The sequence below is a fragment of the Vibrio maerlii genome (genome assembly GCF_003415655.1).
In the GTDB taxonomy this organism is placed as follows: Bacteria; Pseudomonadota; Gammaproteobacteria; order Enterobacterales; family Vibrionaceae; genus Vibrio; species Vibrio maerlii.
Window position 1 is genome coordinate 233,982 of record NZ_QRHC01000007.1, and the last position, 18,695, is coordinate 252,676.

General features: G+C 44.3%; 16 protein-coding genes. 13 read left to right on the forward strand and 3 right to left on the reverse strand.

Annotated features, from left to right (window positions below; all coding sequences use genetic code 11):
• Positions 1 to 19: 19 nt before the first annotated feature.
• Positions 20 to 937, reverse strand: a complete 918-nt coding sequence (locus DPF91_RS14145) for an aminoimidazole riboside kinase (RefSeq protein ID WP_117235078.1) — start codon at positions 935 to 937, stop codon at positions 20 to 22.
• A gap of 248 nt (positions 938 to 1,185) precedes the next feature.
• On the opposite strand from DPF91_RS14145, the gene DPF91_RS14150 reads away from it, so the two are divergent.
• The 10 genes from DPF91_RS14150 (at position 1,186) to DPF91_RS14195 (ending at position 13,558) form a co-directional block, all read left to right on the forward strand.
• The gene (locus DPF91_RS14150) at positions 1,186 to 2,196 is read left to right on the forward strand and encodes a LacI family DNA-binding transcriptional regulator (protein ID WP_117235079.1); all 1,011 of its coding nucleotides are present in this window, start codon (positions 1,186 to 1,188) and stop codon (positions 2,194 to 2,196) included.
• Between the two features lie 11 nt (positions 2,197 to 2,207).
• Complete coding sequence (locus DPF91_RS14155; protein ID WP_117235080.1) at positions 2,208 to 2,927, forward strand: GntR family transcriptional regulator; 720 nt, start codon at positions 2,208 to 2,210, stop codon at positions 2,925 to 2,927.
• Positions 2,928 to 3,201: 274 nt separating this feature from the next.
• Positions 3,202 to 4,566 (forward strand): PTS transporter subunit EIIC, encoded by a 1,365-nt coding sequence (locus DPF91_RS14160; protein ID WP_117235081.1) that lies wholly within the window; start codon positions 3,202 to 3,204, stop codon positions 4,564 to 4,566.
• An 88-nt stretch (positions 4,567 to 4,654) separates the two neighbouring features.
• A complete protein-coding gene (locus tag DPF91_RS14165) occupies positions 4,655 to 6,127 on the forward strand; it encodes a sucrose-6-phosphate hydrolase (protein ID WP_117235082.1) in 1,473 nt (490 codons plus the stop codon).
• A gap of 188 nt (positions 6,128 to 6,315) precedes the next feature.
• On the forward strand, positions 6,316 to 7,752 hold the full coding sequence (locus DPF91_RS14170) for an amidohydrolase family protein (RefSeq protein ID WP_117235083.1): 1,437 nt from the start codon (positions 6,316 to 6,318) through the stop codon (positions 7,750 to 7,752).
• A 56-nt stretch (positions 7,753 to 7,808) separates the two neighbouring features.
• Entirely contained in the window at positions 7,809 to 8,903 is a 1,095-nt protein-coding gene (locus DPF91_RS14175; RefSeq protein ID WP_241033828.1) for a helix-turn-helix domain-containing protein, read from the forward strand.
• Positions 8,904 to 9,089: 186 nt separating this feature from the next.
• Positions 9,090 to 10,457, forward strand: coding sequence for a metal-dependent hydrolase family protein (locus tag DPF91_RS14180; protein ID WP_117235084.1), 1,368 nt, complete (start codon positions 9,090 to 9,092; stop codon positions 10,455 to 10,457).
• 66 nt (positions 10,458 to 10,523) lie between these two features.
• Positions 10,524 to 11,153 (forward strand): DUF3299 domain-containing protein, encoded by a 630-nt coding sequence (locus DPF91_RS14185; RefSeq protein ID WP_241033829.1) that lies wholly within the window; start codon positions 10,524 to 10,526, stop codon positions 11,151 to 11,153.
• Between the two features lie 197 nt (positions 11,154 to 11,350).
• Positions 11,351 to 12,538, forward strand: coding sequence for a carbohydrate porin (locus DPF91_RS14190; RefSeq protein ID WP_420855606.1), 1,188 nt, complete (start codon positions 11,351 to 11,353; stop codon positions 12,536 to 12,538).
• 204 nt (positions 12,539 to 12,742) lie between these two features.
• Entirely contained in the window at positions 12,743 to 13,558 is an 816-nt protein-coding gene (locus DPF91_RS14195) for a hypothetical protein (RefSeq protein ID WP_117235086.1), read from the forward strand.
• Positions 13,559 to 13,905: 347 nt separating this feature from the next.
• Here the strand turns inward: DPF91_RS14195 and DPF91_RS22350 are convergent, their stop codons facing one another.
• Positions 13,906 to 14,040 carry a hypothetical protein gene (locus tag DPF91_RS22350; RefSeq protein ID WP_277392944.1) on the reverse strand — a complete coding sequence of 45 codons (135 nt, stop codon included), beginning with the start codon at positions 14,038 to 14,040 and terminating at the stop codon, positions 13,906 to 13,908.
• 247 nt (positions 14,041 to 14,287) lie between these two features.
• On the opposite strand from DPF91_RS22350, the gene DPF91_RS14200 reads away from it, so the two are divergent.
• The gene (locus DPF91_RS14200; RefSeq protein ID WP_164684184.1) at positions 14,288 to 15,322 is read left to right on the forward strand and encodes a sensor domain-containing diguanylate cyclase; all 1,035 of its coding nucleotides are present in this window, start codon (positions 14,288 to 14,290) and stop codon (positions 15,320 to 15,322) included.
• Between the two features lie 9 nt (positions 15,323 to 15,331).
• Here DPF91_RS14200 and DPF91_RS14205 read toward each other — a convergent pair whose 3' ends face one another.
• On the reverse strand, positions 15,332 to 16,336 hold the full coding sequence (locus DPF91_RS14205) for an AraC family transcriptional regulator (RefSeq protein ID WP_117235088.1): 1,005 nt from the start codon (positions 16,334 to 16,336) through the stop codon (positions 15,332 to 15,334).
• A gap of 196 nt (positions 16,337 to 16,532) precedes the next feature.
• On the opposite strand from DPF91_RS14205, the gene DPF91_RS14210 reads away from it, so the two are divergent.
• On the forward strand, positions 16,533 to 17,675 hold the full coding sequence (locus DPF91_RS14210) for an HlyD family secretion protein (RefSeq protein ID WP_117235089.1): 1,143 nt from the start codon (positions 16,533 to 16,535) through the stop codon (positions 17,673 to 17,675).
• Positions 17,665 to 18,687, forward strand: a complete 1,023-nt coding sequence (locus tag DPF91_RS14215; RefSeq protein WP_117235090.1) for a DUF2955 domain-containing protein — start codon at positions 17,665 to 17,667, stop codon at positions 18,685 to 18,687. The genes DPF91_RS14210 and DPF91_RS14215 overlap by 11 nt, the downstream gene beginning before the upstream one ends.
• Positions 18,688 to 18,695 lie beyond the last annotated feature (8 nt).

Below are 18,695 nucleotides of genomic sequence, written 5' to 3' on the forward strand. Positions count from 1 at the left end.
ATAGTAAGTTTGCTGAAACTTAAATATATTCTAAAAGCGCTGCTTCTGTTGGTAGTGCAGTCATGGCACCTTTCTGAGTTGTCGCTAGAGCACCACAACCGTTCGCCCATTGAACCGCTGCATTGATGTTTTCTTGGTTGCTCCACTCGACGGTGCGTGCCAGTTTAGCCAATAGGCCACCCACAAACGCATCGCCAGCACCCGTAGTATCAACAGGCTTCACTGCCTGACCTGCGATAAGTTCTTGCGCTCCCTCAAAGATAACGAGTGCACCTTTCGCACCTTGAGTGATAAGTACAAGGGTGTTGTTGAATGGTTTAATCGCTTCGATACCAGCTTCTAGAGAGTCGGTGTCCGTTAGGAAGAACAACTCATCATCAGAGAACTTAACCACATCAGCAAGCTCGATTGCTTGACGTACAACCGGCTTAATCTCAGCAGGGTTTGCCCAAACTTCATCACGTAGGTTAGGGTCAAAGCTTACGAAGCCACCGGCTTCTTTAATTGCACGCATCGCTTCTAGTGTGCTTGAGCGGCTTGGCTCGTTTGCTAGCGCGATCGAGCATACGTGAAGCCATTGGCCTTGGCTAAATGCTGGGATATCAGATGTTTGCATGAACTGGTCAGCACTTGGTTTCACCATGAAAGTGAAGCTACGCTCGCCAGAATCATCAAGGTCAACGATAACAGTAGAAGTACGCTGCTCTTCGTCTAGAAGCATGTATTCAGTGTTTACTTTCTCGTCTGTTAGCGTTTGTTTCATGAATCGACCTAGTGGATCTTGGCCAACTCGGCCGAAGAATGCAGCGTCGCCACCTAAACGAGAAATAGCTACTGCAACGTTCGCAGGAGCACCACCTGGACACTTCAGGTATGTCGTGTCGCTATCTGGGATAAGATCGACAACTGCGTCGCCTGTTAGCCAAATCTTGTTCATATAATTTACCTTGTATCTGCAATTACTATACTTATATTATAAAGCTAAAACGGTTTAGCGAGTCAAATGGGATTGTGTATTTTTTTGTCCAACGCCTAAAAACTGTGATCACTCGCTATATTAATCGTGTCTCAATAGCAAAATTACCGCAAAATAAAGACGCACGGTACAGATTGTGCGATGGAACAAGTATGATGTTACAGAATATGGATGACCGTCGTGCATTCGCATTGCAATAAAGGAAAGTAATGACAAGTAAGAAGTTAAAGTTAGCAGATATCGCAGAGCTAGCGGGTGTATCAAAGTCGACAGTAAGCTTTGTGCTCAATGGTCATGCGAAGAAACATCGTATTAATGAAGAGACCGTAAAGAAGGTTGAAGAGGTGGCTCGTGCCAATAATTACTCACCAAGTATTTATGCTCGCGCGCTTAAGTCTAAGCAAACTTATACTATCGGCCTTGTTATTCCTGACCTTGCTAACATGGGTTTTGCCAACACAGCAAAGCGTTTAGAAACCCTGTGTCGTGACAATGGTTATCAACTTCTTATTGCTTCTTCTGAAGATCATCCTGAAATGGAGAAGCAAGCTATTCAGAGCTTGATTGACCGCCAGGTAGACCTCCTATTTGTTGCGTCTTCAATGACCGATGAAAGCTACTTCGAGCAAGTGAAGAAAACCACTCCAGTCATCTTGTTTGACCGTGTGGTCGAAAGCGATAAGTTCTATTCAGTCAAAACAGATGCGGCTTCTGCGACCCGTAAAGTCGTCAGTGTGCTCGCAAAAGAAGTGACGGAATGTGTGTACATTGGTGGTCAGCTAGAGCTGTCACCAAGTAAAGAACGTTTTTCTGGTTATCTTGCTGGTATCGCTGAGGCGGGTCTGGAGTACAACGAGAACTTTGTATTCAGTAAAGACTACCAGCCAGAATCAGGCTACGAGCTGATGGGGCAAGTAGTTGAGCAACTTGGCCGCGTGCCTCAGTCTGTCTTTACTGCGTCGTACTCCTTGCTTGAAGGTGTGTTGCGATACCTTACAGAAAAAGATCTTCTCACCGCAGAACTTCGTTTAGCGACCTTCGATAACTATTCAGTTCTAGATTGTCTTCCTGTAAAGGTGGATTCAGTAGAGCAAGATAGTGAGCAGATCGCGCAAGCCCTATTCGAGTTTGCGAAAAGCCTCATCAGTGATCCAAAGTCTCAACCAGAGCAACGAGAGCTAACTGCTAAGATTCACTTTAGACGCCAAGCGGCGGCATAGAGCGCAGTATTATGAGTGATATCTATACCCAGCAGGCGTTACCGCTTTATCTGCAAGTTGCCGAAGACTTAAAGCAAGCGATTGATTCAGGCGTTTACCCTGCATCAACAAAACTGCCTTCTGAGAATCAACTGGTCGAGCAATTAAAAGTCAGCCGAGTAACCGTGCGTAAGGCGCTGAGCCACCTCAATGAACTGGGCTACACCTATGCGGAGAAAGGCAAGGGCACGTTTGTGAAGCCAACTAAGCTCAAGCACGATTTCCTGTCGATGTCGGGGTTATCACAAGAAGCTGTCGGCATGCGCACTGAAAACAAGGTCGTCAGTTTCGATGTAATTGAAGCCGATGGTGTTGTTGCTTCAAAGCTAAACATTGAACCTGGTGAGCTCGTGAACTTTGGCTCCCGTCTGCGATACGTGAACGACGCGGTGGTCTCTTACGAGGAGTTTTATATTCCTCGAACTATGCTGCCAAACTTAACGCAACAAGATCTTGAGGGATCAAAGTTTGAGTTGTTAGGTCATCATGGTATTGAGATGGTAAAGACTCACCAAAAGCTTAAGCCTGCCTTACCGAGCGATAAGATTCAGTTGTTGCTTGAGGTAGAGGGTGATGAGCCGATATTGATCAACCTATCTCAAAACTATCGAGATGAAGAGCAGGTGTATGAGTATTCAGTGGTCTACTATAAATCGAGCGTCTACGATTTTGAGATAACTGCAAGAACATGATATTCCAAAAGAATCCCGATGCTTAAACGCCTCGGGATTTTTTTCGTCTGGTGTTATCAATGTTGTTTACTCTTGTCTTCGAGCGAAGCGAACTATAGGACGAAGTCCGTTCTAGCAGCGTAGCGTTCTCTCTCTCAGCTTTTAAAAAGTGTGAGCTAGAACAAAGTACGGTGTTTTTCTAAAAATAACACTACCAACTTGTATTTATCCTGTATTAGCATAATACACGTTGAATACAGGTTGTTATTTTTTGTACTCCTAGGAGACTATTACCATGGCAAGAGACGCAAAAGTCGTTGCAGAGAAAGTACTCGCACTACTTGGTGGCGAATCGAATATTGATCAGCTAAACCACTGTGCTACACGTCTACGTGTAGTTGTAAAGGACGACAGTAAGGTTGATGCTGACGCGCTGGGCGAAACAGAAGGCGTACATGGATACTTTTTAAAGAATGGTCAGCACCAAGTTATCTTGGGGACTGGCTTTGTAGGTAAAGTTTTCGCTGTGTTAAAGGGCGAAAACATCGAAACTACGTCGGAAACATCGAATAAAAACAAAGAGAACGTGAGCACATTCCAGTCTGTTACTCGCACTTTCTCCGACATCTTTGTGGCTATTATTCCTGCGCTTGTGGCGACGGGTCTATTGATGGGTCTGCGTGGCCTAATCGTCAACGGTTTTGGTGTTGAGCTGTCTCCACAGCTAACAACGCTTTCTCAAGTGTTAACGGATACCGCATTTATCTTTATCCCAGTTCTCGTAACTTGGTCTGCGATGCGAGTGTTTGGCGGTAACCCAGTATTGGGTATCGTACTCGGCTTGATGCTGGTGGCACCGCAACTCGCGAATAAGTGGGATGTTGCCTTTGGCAATGCTGAAGCCATGATGATCCCATTCATGGGCTTCGAAATCATGGTAACCGGTCTTCAAAGCTCGATCCTGCCAGCAGTATTTATGGGTTGGTTTGCAGCAATGGTTGAGCGTACATCACGTAAGTATGTACCTGAAGTATTGGATCTTATCCTGACTCCGTTCATTACGCTGCTTGTATCTCTGATCGCCGGCCTAGTATTCGTTGGTCCGATGCTACTGGGTATCGAGAAGCTGATTACTGACGTTGTGGTTTACTTCCTACAGATTCCTTACGGCATCGGTGGTCTTATATACGGCGGCGCGATTCAGTTCATGGCAGTAACCGGTATGCACCACACCATCGTACCTATCACGATTGCGATGGTGACAGAAACAGGTTTCGACTACATCAACCCACTAGGCACAGCAGCGATTGCAGGTCAGTTCGGTGCAGCGATGGCAGTGATGATGATGCAAACCAGCAAAGTGAAGAAATCGGGTATGTTTGGTGCTGCGCTTCCTGCTCTATTTGGTATCACAGAGCCAGCGATGTTCGCAATTACATTACCTCGCGTTAAGCCATTCCTATACGGTTGTGTCGGTGGTGCAGTGGGTGGTTGTATCGGTGCGATTGCCGGTATCGGCTCTGCGGGTACGGGTGCAACAATGCTACCGGGTATTCTTCTTTACTTGGGCGGTGGTCTGGGTATGTACCTTGTCGTAATGGTTGTCGCTGCTCTGGTTGCGTTCCTACTGACAAAACTGTTCTACAAAGAACCTAAGTAATTTAACTACGCATGACGCTCCCCAAATTTAAGAGCATGCTCTTGGGGAGCATTGTTGATTTTGGATTCACTCTCTATTTGGAGGAAAAGTGGACTTTTCAAATCGCCAAAATCGCTTAGTTAGATTAGAAGAGGTCTCTCAGTCTTACTTGGCGAGCATCGCTGAAAAAACACAAAATGATCCGTTTTATCCAAGCTATCACATAGCACCACCACACGGTTTGGTGAACGATCCCAATGGCTTGAGCTACTTTAACGGTGAGCATCATATTTTTTACCAGTGGTTCCCATTGGGCCCGGTTCACGGCCTTAAGCATTGGTATCACGTATCGACGAAGGACTTTGTGAACTTCAATGACCGTGGTGTCACTATGGTGCCAGAGTTGAGCTATGAAGAACACGGCTGCTATACCGGCGTAGGTGTTCCACATGAAGATGAGCTTCTGCTTTATTATACCGCCAACCGTTTTGATGAAGAGAAAAATGTTCATCAAACGCAAGCACTCGCTGTCATGGATAAACAAGGCAACCTCACTAAAAAAGGTGTGGTAGTCGAGGAAAACCGCGAACAGTTCACGTGCGAGTTTCGTGATCCGATTCTTGTACCACGCTCAGATAATTACTTCATGCTTGTTGGTGCTCAGGGCATCGATGAGAAAGGTAAGTTAGCGGCGTACAAAGGTCACTCACTGAACGAGTTCGATTATCTAGGCAACATCGATGTTGGCTTGGAAGATTTCGGTTACATGTGGGAATGTCCAAACTATTATGAAGAGCAGGATAAAGGCACCTTCATCTTCTCTCCGCAGGGGGTCACCAGCGAGAGTAAATACGATCTTAACAACGTATTCTCCGTGGTCTACATGGTGGGTGAGCAGATTGACTTTGAAACTCAACGCTTTGAGCATCAAGGCTGGTTTGAGCTAGACAAAGGCTTCGACTTCTATGCACCGCAGACTTACCTAGATGAGCAAGGTCGTCGCATTCTTCTTGGCTGGTTAGGTAACTCTAAGAGTGAATATCCGACAGACAAGAACATGTGGGCACACATGTTAACGCTTCCTCGTGAGCTGAAAATTGAAGGTAATCGTATTGCTCAGTTCCCACTACCCGAACTGGAAGGCTTGCGTTCAGAATCTCTAGCCGTAAAGGAAAGTACCGAGCTAAAGAATGCCTCGTTCGAGTTGGAATTTGAGGTTGATGGTGAGTTCTCATTGTCATTGGAAAACCAAGTAGGTGATAAGATGACCTTCGCTGGTACGAATGATGAGCTGATTCTTGACCGTACCGGCGTAACGCACCTTCATGCTGAAGCTTTTGGTAGCGTTCGTTATGCACAACGTTTAGTGAACGAGCAACGTATTCGCATCTTCGTCGATAACTCTTCGATAGAGATTTTTGCGGACAACGGTTTGACAGTATTCACCTCTCGATTGTTCATCGATGATCTCTCGCAACTAAAAGTAGCGGGTCTTAACGAGTGTAAGCTTCATTATCTCAAGTCGATGAAGTTATCTGGCGATGGATACCAGAAAACGGTTGTTGAAAAAGCACAGGCTTAATAGCTGATTTAATTAGTTTAACGTGTATTCGAAGGCATCTCATTGAGGTGCCTTTTTTGATCTTTCGATGATTTACAAAAGATTTAGTCTTCTATCTTGCGTGTCACTAAATGGCAATTCAACCTTTTAGTCGGTGGGTATTATGGCCTCAGATTTCAGAGCACCACTACTAACTAAGAGAGTATTTTATGTTCAAGAAAACACTGATTGCCGCTTCTTTAGCTATGACAGCTGCTTACTCATTTGCGGCGCCTGCACCGGTACAAGAAACAGCGCCAACTGCAGTTGAAGCGCCTCAAGTGGTTGTATTTAAGAATGTGAATGTTTTCAACGGAACTGAAAATAAACTATATAACAATCATTCGGTTATTGTGACAGGAAACAAGATCACTGCGATTACTAAGGGTGATGCAGACGTTCCTGCAGACGCGAAAGTTATCGACGGTGAAGGCCGCACATTAATGCCCGCTTTGATTGATGCGCACATGCACCTAACCATTCCTAAAGGTCTACTGGGTACCGATGACATGCGCTGGACCGAGATTGCGATTCACGGTCAAGAATTCGCAGAAATGTATTTGGATATGGGTTTCGGAACAATCCGCGATGTGGGTGGTGCAGACGGTTCTTGGACAGCAATGGAGCAAGATGGCCGCTTGAAAGAGGTCTCACGTATCTATGCGTCAGGTGCACCAATTGCACCAATCGGTTCACACGCAGATGTTGGCTTGCAATCGCGTCGTCTAACGGATTCTCCACAGAACTTGGAGATTCTAAATATCATGACGAATGCGAACGGCGTTGATGAAATAAAGAAACAAGCGCGTTACCAGTACCGCCAAGGCGGACAGTTCACTAAAGTTTTCCAGTCTGGTGGGGTATCTTCAAAGTTTGACCCTTGGCAGTACAACTCTTATTTAGATGATGAGATGAAAGCGGCGGTAGCAATTGCAGAGTCTTACGGTTCTTACGTAGCGACACACGTCTATTCGGAGCAAGCTATGCATCAAGCTCTAGACCTAGGTGTCAAAACATTGGAACACGGCTTTATGTTTAAAGCGGATATGGCAGAGAAGTTCAACAAGGAAGGTGCATTTATCGCAACCAACTTGACGGCGTTCTCTCCTGATTTAGCGACGATTCCAGTGGTACAAGACCCACTCATTCAGAAGAAATTAGCGTCGGCGCAAGCAGCGTTCGACACTTATCAAACAGAGATGAAGGCCGCTGAAGACGCAGGATTTGATCGCCGTGCATTCAATGTAGACTGTGTAGGTACTGCCGATACCTGTGCGAAGCAAATCGCTCACGAAATCTGGTTGAATGCAGACATGTTCGGTAACTTCTCCGCGCTTCGAGCAATGACGTCAACATCAGGTCGAATCTCTGCAGAGCTGATGCAGCCATGGATTGACCCGTACTCAGACGCGAAACTGGGTGTTATCGAAGTGGGTGCTTATGCCGATATCCTTCTGATTGATGGTAACCCACTAGAAGACATTAGCTTGGTTGGTGGTCGTGACACTTGGTTTGGTGAAGCGAATGACGCGAAGAAAGATGGTTCTCACCTGACGGAAATGGACCTCATCATGAAAGACGGTAAGATCTTTAAGAATACGCTTTAAGATTGAATGACAAAGAATCCGGCTATAGGCCGGATTCTTTCTTTTGGAGCGACACAATGAATGAAACAAATAAAGTTGACCAAGGAGAGCAAATTGCTGACACTCAAAAGACGTTAAATGGATTGAAACGTCTGATGAAAAACAACAAAGAAATGGATATCACTTTAGTGTCACGCGAGAGCGTCGAGTTCTTTGCCTCGATGTTTAAGGAAATCGACACCAAGACCTACGCTCTCCTTCGTTCGGCCACCATTCCCAATGATATTCACACCGACGTCGAGTACGAATATCTACCTGAATCCAGCTTAAAGAACTTCTTAGAAGTGCTTGCGGAGCACTTGAATAACGACTCTTTGGGTTGGTTATTTTTGCGTTCGTGTAAAGAGACGTATATTCCACGCTTCATCAGCGTTATTTCTGAGCGAGCATCGGTAAAAGATGCGCTAGAACAGTTCTGCCAAATACTTAAGAAAGAAAACACGGGCGCAAATGTCTACCTAGAAAGTGCTGGCAACACTTGGTGGCTTGTGCGAGAAAAAACGGGTCTAGATGAAGCCTGGTTCAAGTACGCAGAAATGTTCTCGGTGCTGTGTATGGCTGAGTTACTACGTGCCTTAACCAATGACAACTGGCGACCAACTAAGATTGGCATTCAAAGTCCAGATATCGATGATTTTTCTAAATTGCCTTCTATGGAGTTCGCTCAGTTTTTCCTTGAGCGTCCCGTGACGGCCATAGAAATTCCAGAATCAATTTTATGGTCTCCGGTTAAGATATCGACACCAGCTAAACCTTTGTCTGAGCGTTTTAGCGCAGACGAACTTACGTCACTGACCTTTGCAGAACAATTTACCTTGGCAATCACGCCTTATTTGTCTATGGGTAAGTTACCGATAAAAATTGCCGCAGAGATCTTAAGAATGAATGTAAGAACCCTGCAACGTAAGCTCAGTGCAGAGAAAATCGTCTACAAGCAATTTGTCGAAGATCTGGTTTTTGAGCAGGTCTCAAAGCGAATTATTGACTCTGATGAATCGATTACTGAGATAGCCAACCGTTATGGATACTCGGATGCAGCTCACTTCACTCGTTCTTTTAATCGAATATTTGGTTGTTCGCCTTCAGCCTATCGTAAGAAATATCGCCATTAAATCTATGCATTGTCCATGACCTCATTGTGTCATCAAATGGCAATGTGGTTTTCTTGCGTAAATTAAAATTCACTACTAAGTTATTGATTGGAGCCAATTAATTGCGATAAGTCATTTGGATATTTGATGAGTTATCGTGATTTGAGGTATGGATATGGATAATCAAAATGGATAAGGGAACGAAGTATGGCGAATTCATTGAAGTTAGCGGCATTAGCGGTATCTGTTAGTGCAGCTTTTTCTGTGTCTGCAGCATCGACACTGTTTACTAATGTTGATGTATTTAATGGTACGGAAAACAAGCTGTATGAAGATCATTATGTATTGGTGGAAGACAACATCATTACCAAGATATCTTCATCTGCGATTGAGGCTGGTGATGCAACGATTATCGATGGAAGTGGTAAAACACTCACTCCAGGCTTCATAGAGAACCACGCGCACCTTATGTTAATGGGTCCAAGTCTACCTAAGATGGAAGCCGATGTGACGTGGGAAGACTTTGCTATTCACGGGACACGAATGGCAGAAATGTACCTTATGCAGGGTTTTACAACGGTGCGTGATGCCGGTGGTGCAAATGGTGGCTTGAGGAGAGCAATAGACGCTGGGCAGATCTCTGGTCCACGTTTCTACCCATCTGGCGCATTCTTAAGCGCACGTGGTGGACATGCCGATTTTGCTAACTACACCGCACCTCCAGGCTCTGATACCAACTTTAGTCGTTTGAATATGGCCCAAGAAGCAGACAATGTGGCTGATGTGAAGAAGTTTTCCCGCAATAACTTTCGAATGGGCGCGACGCAGTTGAAGTACATGCAATCAGGTGGTGTCGTATCTGCGTTTGATCCTTGGCAATTGTTATCGGGTTCTCCTGAAGAGGTTTCTGCTGCGGTTCAAGTGGCTGAAACTTATGGAAGTTATGTCATGGCACACTCGTACCGTAAGGAAGCGATTCTAGGTGCGCTCGACGCAGGCGTTAAGTCAATTGAACATGGCTTTATGTTTGATTGTGAAATTGCTGATGTTATGAACGAGAAGGGTGCTTTTATCACGACCAACTTAACGGCCTTTGATCCGAACCTCTTCGATATTCCAGCAATAAAAAATGTTCCTGCAAGTCTGCGTAAGGCACAGTCTGCTTCTGCGGCTTTTAAAGACTACATCCCTAACATGAAAAAATGTCCGGTCAAGCGTGGGTTCCACACGGACTGTGTTGGTTCGGTGGACGCATGTAACATCCAAATTGCATATGAAAAGAAACTAAACTACGACTTTTTTGGACCATATGAGTCCCTTAAGGCAATGACATCAGTTGGTGGTGAAATCGCAACCTTGACTGGTGAATTCACCAACCCTTACCCAGAAGCGAAGCTGGGTGTTATTGAAGTTGGCGCCTACGCGGATGTCTTATTACTAGATGGTAACCCACTTGAAGACTTCACTGTTGTGGGTACGGGTGAAAAATGGTTTGGGGCTGACAAACGTCCTGAAAGTCCTGAGTCGATTGTTCTAATAATGAAAGACGGTGTGATTTACAAAAATACTCTGTAATTCGGACCATAGGTTGGGGTGATCAATTTGGTCATCCCTATTTCTCATATGAACTGGAGAGTAAGTTTGTCACATCTACTTTTAATTATTTTCGCTTTAGTCTCTTTCGCTAGCATGGCCGATGAGCTAATCGAGCTAGATTGGAAACAGTTAAGACCCCATGTGCCTAGAACAGTTTCACTGCCAACACTAGATTACAACCAACGAGCTGCTCTACAAGAAGTCTACACCTTAATGCTTGTTACTAATGAAGAAAGTTTAGCCCGAATTGCAGAAATAAAGTTGCAATTCAAAGAGCAAGGGCTTGATATCGAGCAGTTATTTGAGTTGCGTAATGAATATATGCAACAAGAGCAAAAAGTGGCTGAAACAACCACTTCTGCGTATGATGATCAGCTTGTTCGTATCCCTGGGTTCCTTGTGCCACTAGAGTTTTCAAGCCCATTAGTTGCCTCTGAATTTTTGTTAGTCCCTGTGGCGGGGGCCTGCATCCACATGCCTCCCCCTCCTGCGAATCAGATTATTCGAGTAAGTTATCCAGAGGGCTTCAAGGTTGAAACTGTTCAGTACCCGGTTTGGGTCGAGGGGAAATTTAACTCATCTCTTCATTCGGACGATGTGTATTTGGTTGATGGTGAGACCAATGTCACTATGGGTTACACCATGAAAGCGACGATGGTAGAAGATTACCTTTAGTTCAGCCAGTGCCTTTAATCAACGGGTGGATCACCTGAGACACAGAGAGATTCCAGCGAGGCAATTTCTATCGTGTGTCGCTAAATGGCAATTTTCTCAAATTTAGATCATTAAACTCATCAAAAGGAATCAGATGAATGAGAGCATTATTAATGAACACTAAACTATCCACGATTAGCCTTGCAGTTATTAGCTCTATGTTGGCAGCACCAATTATGGCGGCCAATTTCGATAGCCCCGATTCAGTAGAAAACACGATTGCCCAACAAAAAGAGCAGCAGCTGGATTGGCGTGCGAAGTTAGCTGAGGATGGTTTTACGTTTGGTGCTGATTATTTTGCATTAGGTTTAACGTCAGGCGATGGCGCCAGTGGTGATAGCGTAGATGCGTCATCAGGTGTTGCGCGTCTTTATGGCTCGTGGACTTTGCTTGGCAAAGATACAAAAAACTCAGGGAATTTGGTGTGGAAGGTGGAGCACCGACATGCCTATGGTGATACGGCTCCGAAAGATTACTCTTTTGGGCCTCTAGGCTATGTTGGTGCAATTGGGCCAGCTTTCAGTGATCAGGGCTTTCGAGTAACAGACTTAAACTGGAAGCAGAAGATCAACGATGGCAAGGGCACGATTATTGTGGGTTGGCAAGATGTGACCAACTACGCGGATGTTTATGCACTTGCAAGCCCATGGTCAGGCTTTACTAATTTAGCATTCTCGACAGGCTCGGGGGCGATGGGTCTGCCCGATGACGGCGTGTTAGCTCTATCAGCAGGTCATATGTTAGGTGAGAACTTCTATGTCGTGGGTGGCATTGCCGATGCGAATGGCAAGTCAGATGATATCTTTGATGGCTTTGATACTGCCTTTGGCAGCGATGCTTCCTACTTCACAACATTGGAGCTTGGCTGGACGGCATCACAAGAACAAATTTATACCGATAACTTCCACGTTACGCTCTGGGATTTTGGCGATGATACACGGCATAGTAACAGTTCTTCAGCTGAAGGTGGCAAGGGCGTTAACTTCTCGTGGAGTCAGTTTATGACACCGCAAATAATGCCGTTTGTTCGTGGTGGCTTCTCTGAAGGGGATGTCGCTATATATGATAAGTCACTTTCAGTCGGTATGGGGTACTTCGGGCTAGGAAAAGCGACTAACAACCTTGGTGTTGCTGTTAACTGGGCCGAGGTAAATGGTGATTCATTTGAAGCTGATGCGAAAGCAATTAGTGGTAACACTGAACAGTGGACTGCTGAGCTCTACTACAACATGCAGTTTGGTGATCACCTACAAGTGACGCCAGATATTCAATACATCAAAGATCCTGCATTCTCTAATGAGGATAGCGCTTGGGTATTTGGTGTGAGAGCTCGAGTATTTATCTAACCCACTATTCAAATTACGAATACAGTTGAAAGCGCCTTCGGTCACTCCGAAGGCGCTTTCGTATTAAGGGTACAGGACAATGAGATTCCATTTTGTTGCTGTCGTTAAATGGCTATTTTGAAAACAACAAATCCTTAAACTTCACCTTAACGAAAGCAAGGAGCTAATCGAATAGGAAGGCTCCTTTTTAATTGAGGTTTAGTAATGAAAAAGAATCTAATTTGTGCACTTGTTCTGAGCGGTTTAGCGACAGGCGCAATGGCGGCTGGCAATGCAGAAGACAAAGCGTTAGCAGAAAAGGCAGCAAAGGAACTTGCAAACCCAAATACCGCTTATGCGAGCTTAAACCTAAAGCTTCAATACAACGACAATTATGAGAATGGTGGCAGCAACTTTACGACCGTTTTTCAACCGACATTACCGTTTCCAATGGAAGGGGGAGACAAGATCATCTTCCGCCCAGCGGTGTCTTACGTTGACAATGACTTCCCTGGCAATGATGAGTCTGGTTTTTCTGATATCTCATTCGACCTTGCGTACGCACCAAAGACGGAACCCGGTACGATTGCAGCTGTTGGTATGATTGCGTCGCTACCAACCGGTAGTGATGGCTTCAGTGCTGACCAGTTTGCTATTGGCCCTGAATTTTTAGTGGGCAAAGTAAGTGCCGAACGTGTGCTTGGTGCATTCCCAAATCACCTTGTGGGCGTTTCTGGCTCAGGTATTGATGAGTCGCGTATCAACAAGACCTCTGCACAGCTGTTCTGGGTTGAAATGCTAGGTGGAGGCTGGACCGTGGGTTCGGCGCCGACGCTCTCTTATGACTGGACGAATGACCAAGCAGAAATACCGATCAACGTGAGTGTGACTAAAACAACCGTGATTGCGGGTAGACCTTGGAAGTTTGGTCTTGAAGCAAACTACTACATAGAGAAAGATGAGAAGACTCGTCCAGATTTTATGATTGGATTCAATATTACCCCGGTGGTTGAAAACAAGCTGGCAAACTTATTTAATTAGAAAATATGTCTTTGAATTAATAAGATTATATAAGATGGATAAAGAAAGGCACCTAGTTAACAAGCTAGGTGCCTTTTTTATATCGAACTGACTGTTTAATTAACTGGCGTAAAAAGGTAAGAGCATGAAAAAGCATTATGACACTATCAATCTATCAACAGAAAATATATTTAAAGGTGAAATTATGATCGTGTTATTTAGAGTGTGTGATGTGAATTTCTTAAGTACTTATGTCGATTTAGCGACCCACCTTCAGAGCCGACTGAGGTATGCTGAAGTCACTAGAACTAGTTAAAAAAGAGAGAAGCCTTGGCTTCTCTCTTTTCGTTTAGTTCCCAGTTTAAAGCTTAGTAGTATTCGTAAACTCTTACTTCCCAGCCATAAGACAAGTACTCTTCACGCAGTACTCTTGCTACGTCCTTGGTTACTACCATAGTTTGGCTAAAGCCGATTTCTTGAATTTTGTATTCAATGGTTCTCATATCATTACCTCTTGATATTATTAGTTGGATTGATAATTCCGATATCAATAGTAATGAAAGAGGTTGTTTGATATTTACCAGTTTGCGCCACAGGTCTCAGTTCATAGTTGGAATTTTATAAATAAATCTATCTGGCGTGAAATGGTAAGTGAAGACAGATTAAATGATTATCATGGTAAGTCGATTTTTATTATATAAGTCAGTCATATTGTTTATGCAGAGAATTATTAGAGAAAAAAATGTAAGAATGTTGAAGTATATTCTTACCATGATGATGATTACGGCTTTCGGCATCATGACTTATTTGCATGAATACCAAAACATTATGATGATCTTCTTTGTACTTTCGACGGTTTATTTTGTTCAGGTTGTTCTTAAGTATGAATCAAATACATTTCGAGACCAATTGACAGAAGCCGCTATTAATGGTGTCGCTGGTGTGGTGATCACTGATTCACAGTGGCGCATACAGAAGGTGAACTTGGAATTCAGCCGTCTAACAGGAAGAGTCGAGAGTGACGTTCGTGGTCGTTCGGTGTTTGATTTTAGTCTCGCTATCGATCCAGAACGTTTGATTGAGATACGGTCAGTGATCAAATCAAGAGGTTACTGGCGTGGTGAAATTGATGGAGTAAGCAAGCAAGGCGGTGACTATACAGTACTCGTTCGTGTACAGGTGTTACGCAATATCGCCGGCAAAAAAGTCAATTATGTCGCGACGTTCCATGACATCACCAAGCGAAAGCAGTTAGAGAACAAGCTTATTGAATTGAGTGAAAAAGATAGCATGACAGGTTTATTAAATCGCCGTAAGTTTGATGAGGAGCTACAACTAACATCTCAACTCGTTAATCGCTATGCTGATATGCAGACTTCGCTGGTACTCATCGATATTGATCACTTCAAGTCAATTAACGACCAGTATGGTCATGAAGAGGGTGACCGAGTTATTAAGTCGGTAGCGGCATACCTTAAGGACAGCTGTCGTACGACCGATCGAATCTATCGTGTTGGCGGCGAGGAGTTTGCTGTGATGATGCCGTACACTGAGGCAGAATCCGCTCGCAAAACGATTGAACGACTTAAGGAACAATTTAAGTCATTGAACCAATCATTTGCTGTGACATTCAGCGCCGGAATCTCAGAAGTTGGGCGACAAGCCGTTCAATCTTACAGAGAGGCTGACGTCGCTCTTTATCAAGCAAAAGGGGATGGGAGAGATCGCGTCTGTTGTTTTGAATCTAATGTTATTCCTGTATTCGAAAAGCTGTATGCCGTATAAAACGTTATGTTATTGAAGTCCCATAATGGATTTTCGATAGATTTTTGGCGTTAATCCTGTAATGCGCTTGAACGCTCGCGAGAAGTGAGAGATGTTGTTGTAGCCCAGTTGGTTTGCTATGTGGGTCAATGAGTGGCCTTGCTCCATCAAGTCACAAGAGACTGAAAGGGTGATGCTCTCTTTTATTTGTCTAAAGCTCGTTTTATCTTCCTTAAGCTTGCGTTGTAGAGTTCGGGTCGACATGTTGAGGATCTCTGCAGAGTCTTCCAGCGTGAGATCTTGTTCCAGTGAATAAGGAAGCAGGGCGGTAAATACGCTATCGGTAAAACTGCTGTGCCAGTCCACAAGTGGCTCTTTAAACTTGGTGTCATCCGCTGTGATATGAATCGGTCTTTGGAGGATCTCATCTTCAATATAAAACGCCGTCTTTTCTTGAGATATGAAGAATTGAGTCTTGCTAGGAAACGCTGAGCGGAAGATGTCGGTATCAGGCCAACGAAGTTTCACTTGCTTGGGGGCCCAATCCTGATTGGAGAGAGTACTGATCATCTCGATCATATAGAGCACCGAGAAAAATTCGCTCCACATAAAGTGATTGGACTCTTCAAACTTTGCAGCTCTGCAAAGCCAAGAACGACCATGTTCACGTTCGAAGGTGATATAGCTGCCCGGAGAGTTTTGAGTAAAAACCTGGTTACAGAGTTTCAGGGCTTCTTCAATGGTCTCGCACGCAGCAAAGCTGCCTAATACGTCCGGTAGAAATCTCTGTCTAATGGCCAAACGCATCAGTTCAGCAAATTTGTTTTCTCCCACTTGAGTTGAGATAAGAAAGAGAAGTCGCTTTACAGGTTCGGTCGGTACGTGGTCACTTTTGGATTGTAGGAGATCGGCTGGCAATCCAGATTCTTCGAGCAACTTTTGAATGTCGATATTGAACTCGGCAAAAACCTCAATAAACACTTTGGTGTAGCTTGTTTTGAACATCGCTAGTGGAACATTAGGATCGGCGCTCATTGCTTGTTTATCTCATACCTATGTTTGTCAGACTCTTTCAGCATAGCCCAGCGAAACTGGGATTGGAGAGTTTTCAATTGGAATTTGTGAGGGTGATGCGATTAAGTTGTTATAATTTAAGAAAATAATTTCACATATTCTCGATTTACCCACTATAAATTAATAGGAGAATTTGTTTTTGTGAGGAAAGGATTTCATGTCAGAGAAAGAAAGCGCGTCAGTGGAAGAGTTAGAGTCGCCAAAAGAAGAGGCGACTCAGGAAAAAGTTGAGGCGAATAAACCAGATAAAATTAGAAAGCTCACCAATTACTTGCTAGGTATTGTGGCTTTCATGCTTATCTTTAGCATCATTTCTGACCGAATTATCCCATCTACTGATAACGCACGTGTTAAGGGGTATGTGGTGCCAGTTAAGCCTCAGGTTTCTGGGCAGGTGCTTGATATCCAGGTTCAACCGAACCAGCCCGTTAAGCAAGGTGATGTTCTCGTAAAACTTAACCCTGTTGATTATCAGATTGCAGTGGCTCAAGCCGAACAAAACTTAGAAGTTGCGGGTCAAAATGTGGGTGCTCAAACAGCGAATATATCTTCTGCTCAAGCACGTTTAACTAGCGCGAACGTTGAGAGGGAAGCTGTTGAATTGCAGACTAACCGCATTTTAGCAATGGCTGAACGAGGCGTCGTATCTAAATCTGATGCTGACCAAGCCCGAGCAAGTTTGGCTACGGCGCGAGCGAACGTACTGAACGCACAAGCTGATTTAGAAAAAGCGAAACAGCAATTGGGTGGCGATGGAGAAGAGAACAGCCAAATTAAGGCCGCACTGTTAGCGCTTGAGCAAGCCCAGCTCAACTTAGAAAGAACAGTGATTACTGCACCAACCGATGGTGGTGTATCAAATTTCAGTTTATCTGAGGGCTTTTATGCTTCAGCGGGTCAACCTTTGATGACTTTCGTTTCTACAGAAAGTATCTGGATCGAAGCCTATTTCCGTGAAAATAGCTTGGGCAATGTGGAAGCGGGTGATGTCGTTGAAGTAGCATTAGATTTTGCGCCAGGAAAAGTGTTGAAAGGTCGAGTCACCAGTGTTGATTGGGGGGTTGATTGGGGACAAAACGATCAAGCGGGCAAGTTAGCACAAGCGAGTACTCAAACCGGTTGGTTACGTCAAACTCAAATGCTGCCAATTTCAATTGAGTTTGACCATCAAGAAGCTTCCGGTTTGCTTCGTATTGGTGGTCAAGCAGATGTTATTGTTTATGCGGGCGATAATGTCGTCTTCAATACCATCGGAAAGCTTTGGATTCGCTTTGTGAGCTTTATGTCTTATGTCCGATAGTATCGTGATCAATCAAGCCATCGAGAGCAAGATACTCCGTTACACCGTTGGGGTTGGCTTAGCGGTGTTTCTTGCGGCTTGGATAGATTGGCCGCTGGCATTTGTCGCTCCTGTTTTTACCGCGAAATTTCTGTTAGACAAACCGAACCTAAGTAAAGAAACCATTTACGAGCTAATGATCGCCATGGTGGTCACTATGTTGTTGGGTTTGTTCCTGTCGACAGGGATTACTCATTATCCTATTCCGCTCTTGGTAATGGTTGGGCTAATGATGATGTGGGGCTACTATCTATTTACCGACCCCAAATGGAACCTATTTGCTACTGTATTGATCATTGCAATCTTGATGTTGCCATTTATGGCGATTTCAAACCCAGGTATGTCTGTTTTATTAGCGTCAGGTTTAGCCAGCTCAGGCATCGTTGCAATCGTCATTTTTGCATTAGTTCATATCTACATTCCTGAGAAAGAGAGTAAGTTCAGTGGTTTTGCTCCATCACCACTGACGAAAGGTCAGCGTTGGTATGCCTCAATAAGAGCCATGTTGATTTCATTTCCCGTCGTGTGTTTTTTCTTTATCTTCCAGATCTCTGAAGCGTTATTGACCATGATGTTTATCGCTTTGTTATCGTTGATGATAACTAGTGAAAAGTCAGTAAAGTTGAGTGCATTTTTGGTCATCAGTAACTCTATTGGTGGCGCGATGGCCATTGTGGTGTTTTCTGTTTTGGGACTTGTTCCGAATATCCTGTTCTACACTCTGTTCATATCTTTACTTGCTTTGTATATGGGCAAGAAGATTTATACTGAACCTAATAAGGCACCAATATTTGCCACAGCATTCAGCACCATATTGGTATTACTAGGTAGCACGTTGATGAGTTCAGGGGATATTGCTGGCAACATGTGGATTCGAATCATTCAACTCGTGGTGATAGGTATATACATGATAATCGCGTCTTACTTTTTGGAAACTAGGCGTTGGAGCTTCTTGAAAAAACAGTCACTTTAACAAGATCT

Coding starts and splice junctions, on each gene's coding strand:
- DPF91_RS14210 (WP_117235089.1), top strand. CDS start 16,533: ATGTCAGAGAAAGAAAGCGCGTCAGTGGAAGAGTTAGAGTCGCCAAAA.
- DPF91_RS14145 (WP_117235078.1), bottom strand. CDS start 937: ATGAACAAGATTTGGCTAACAGGCGACGCAGTTGTCGATCTTATCCCA.
- DPF91_RS14205 (WP_117235088.1), bottom strand. CDS start 16,336: ATGAGCGCCGATCCTAATGTTCCACTAGCGATGTTCAAAACAAGCTAC.
- DPF91_RS14200 (WP_164684184.1), top strand. CDS start 14,288: ATGTTGAAGTATATTCTTACCATGATGATGATTACGGCTTTCGGCATC.
- DPF91_RS14160 (WP_117235081.1), top strand. CDS start 3,202: ATGGCAAGAGACGCAAAAGTCGTTGCAGAGAAAGTACTCGCACTACTT.
- DPF91_RS22350 (WP_277392944.1), bottom strand. CDS start 14,040: ATGAGAACCATTGAATACAAAATTCAAGAAATCGGCTTTAGCCAAACT.
- DPF91_RS14150 (WP_117235079.1), top strand. CDS start 1,186: ATGACAAGTAAGAAGTTAAAGTTAGCAGATATCGCAGAGCTAGCGGGT.
- DPF91_RS14195 (WP_117235086.1), top strand. CDS start 12,743: ATGAAAAAGAATCTAATTTGTGCACTTGTTCTGAGCGGTTTAGCGACA.
- DPF91_RS14190 (WP_420855606.1), top strand. CDS start 11,351: ATGTTGGCAGCACCAATTATGGCGGCCAATTTCGATAGCCCCGATTCA.
- DPF91_RS14170 (WP_117235083.1), top strand. CDS start 6,316: ATGTTCAAGAAAACACTGATTGCCGCTTCTTTAGCTATGACAGCTGCT.
- DPF91_RS14215 (WP_117235090.1), top strand. CDS start 17,665: ATGTCCGATAGTATCGTGATCAATCAAGCCATCGAGAGCAAGATACTC.
- DPF91_RS14180 (WP_117235084.1), top strand. CDS start 9,090: ATGGCGAATTCATTGAAGTTAGCGGCATTAGCGGTATCTGTTAGTGCA.
- DPF91_RS14175 (WP_241033828.1), top strand. CDS start 7,809: ATGAATGAAACAAATAAAGTTGACCAAGGAGAGCAAATTGCTGACACT.
- DPF91_RS14155 (WP_117235080.1), top strand. CDS start 2,208: ATGAGTGATATCTATACCCAGCAGGCGTTACCGCTTTATCTGCAAGTT.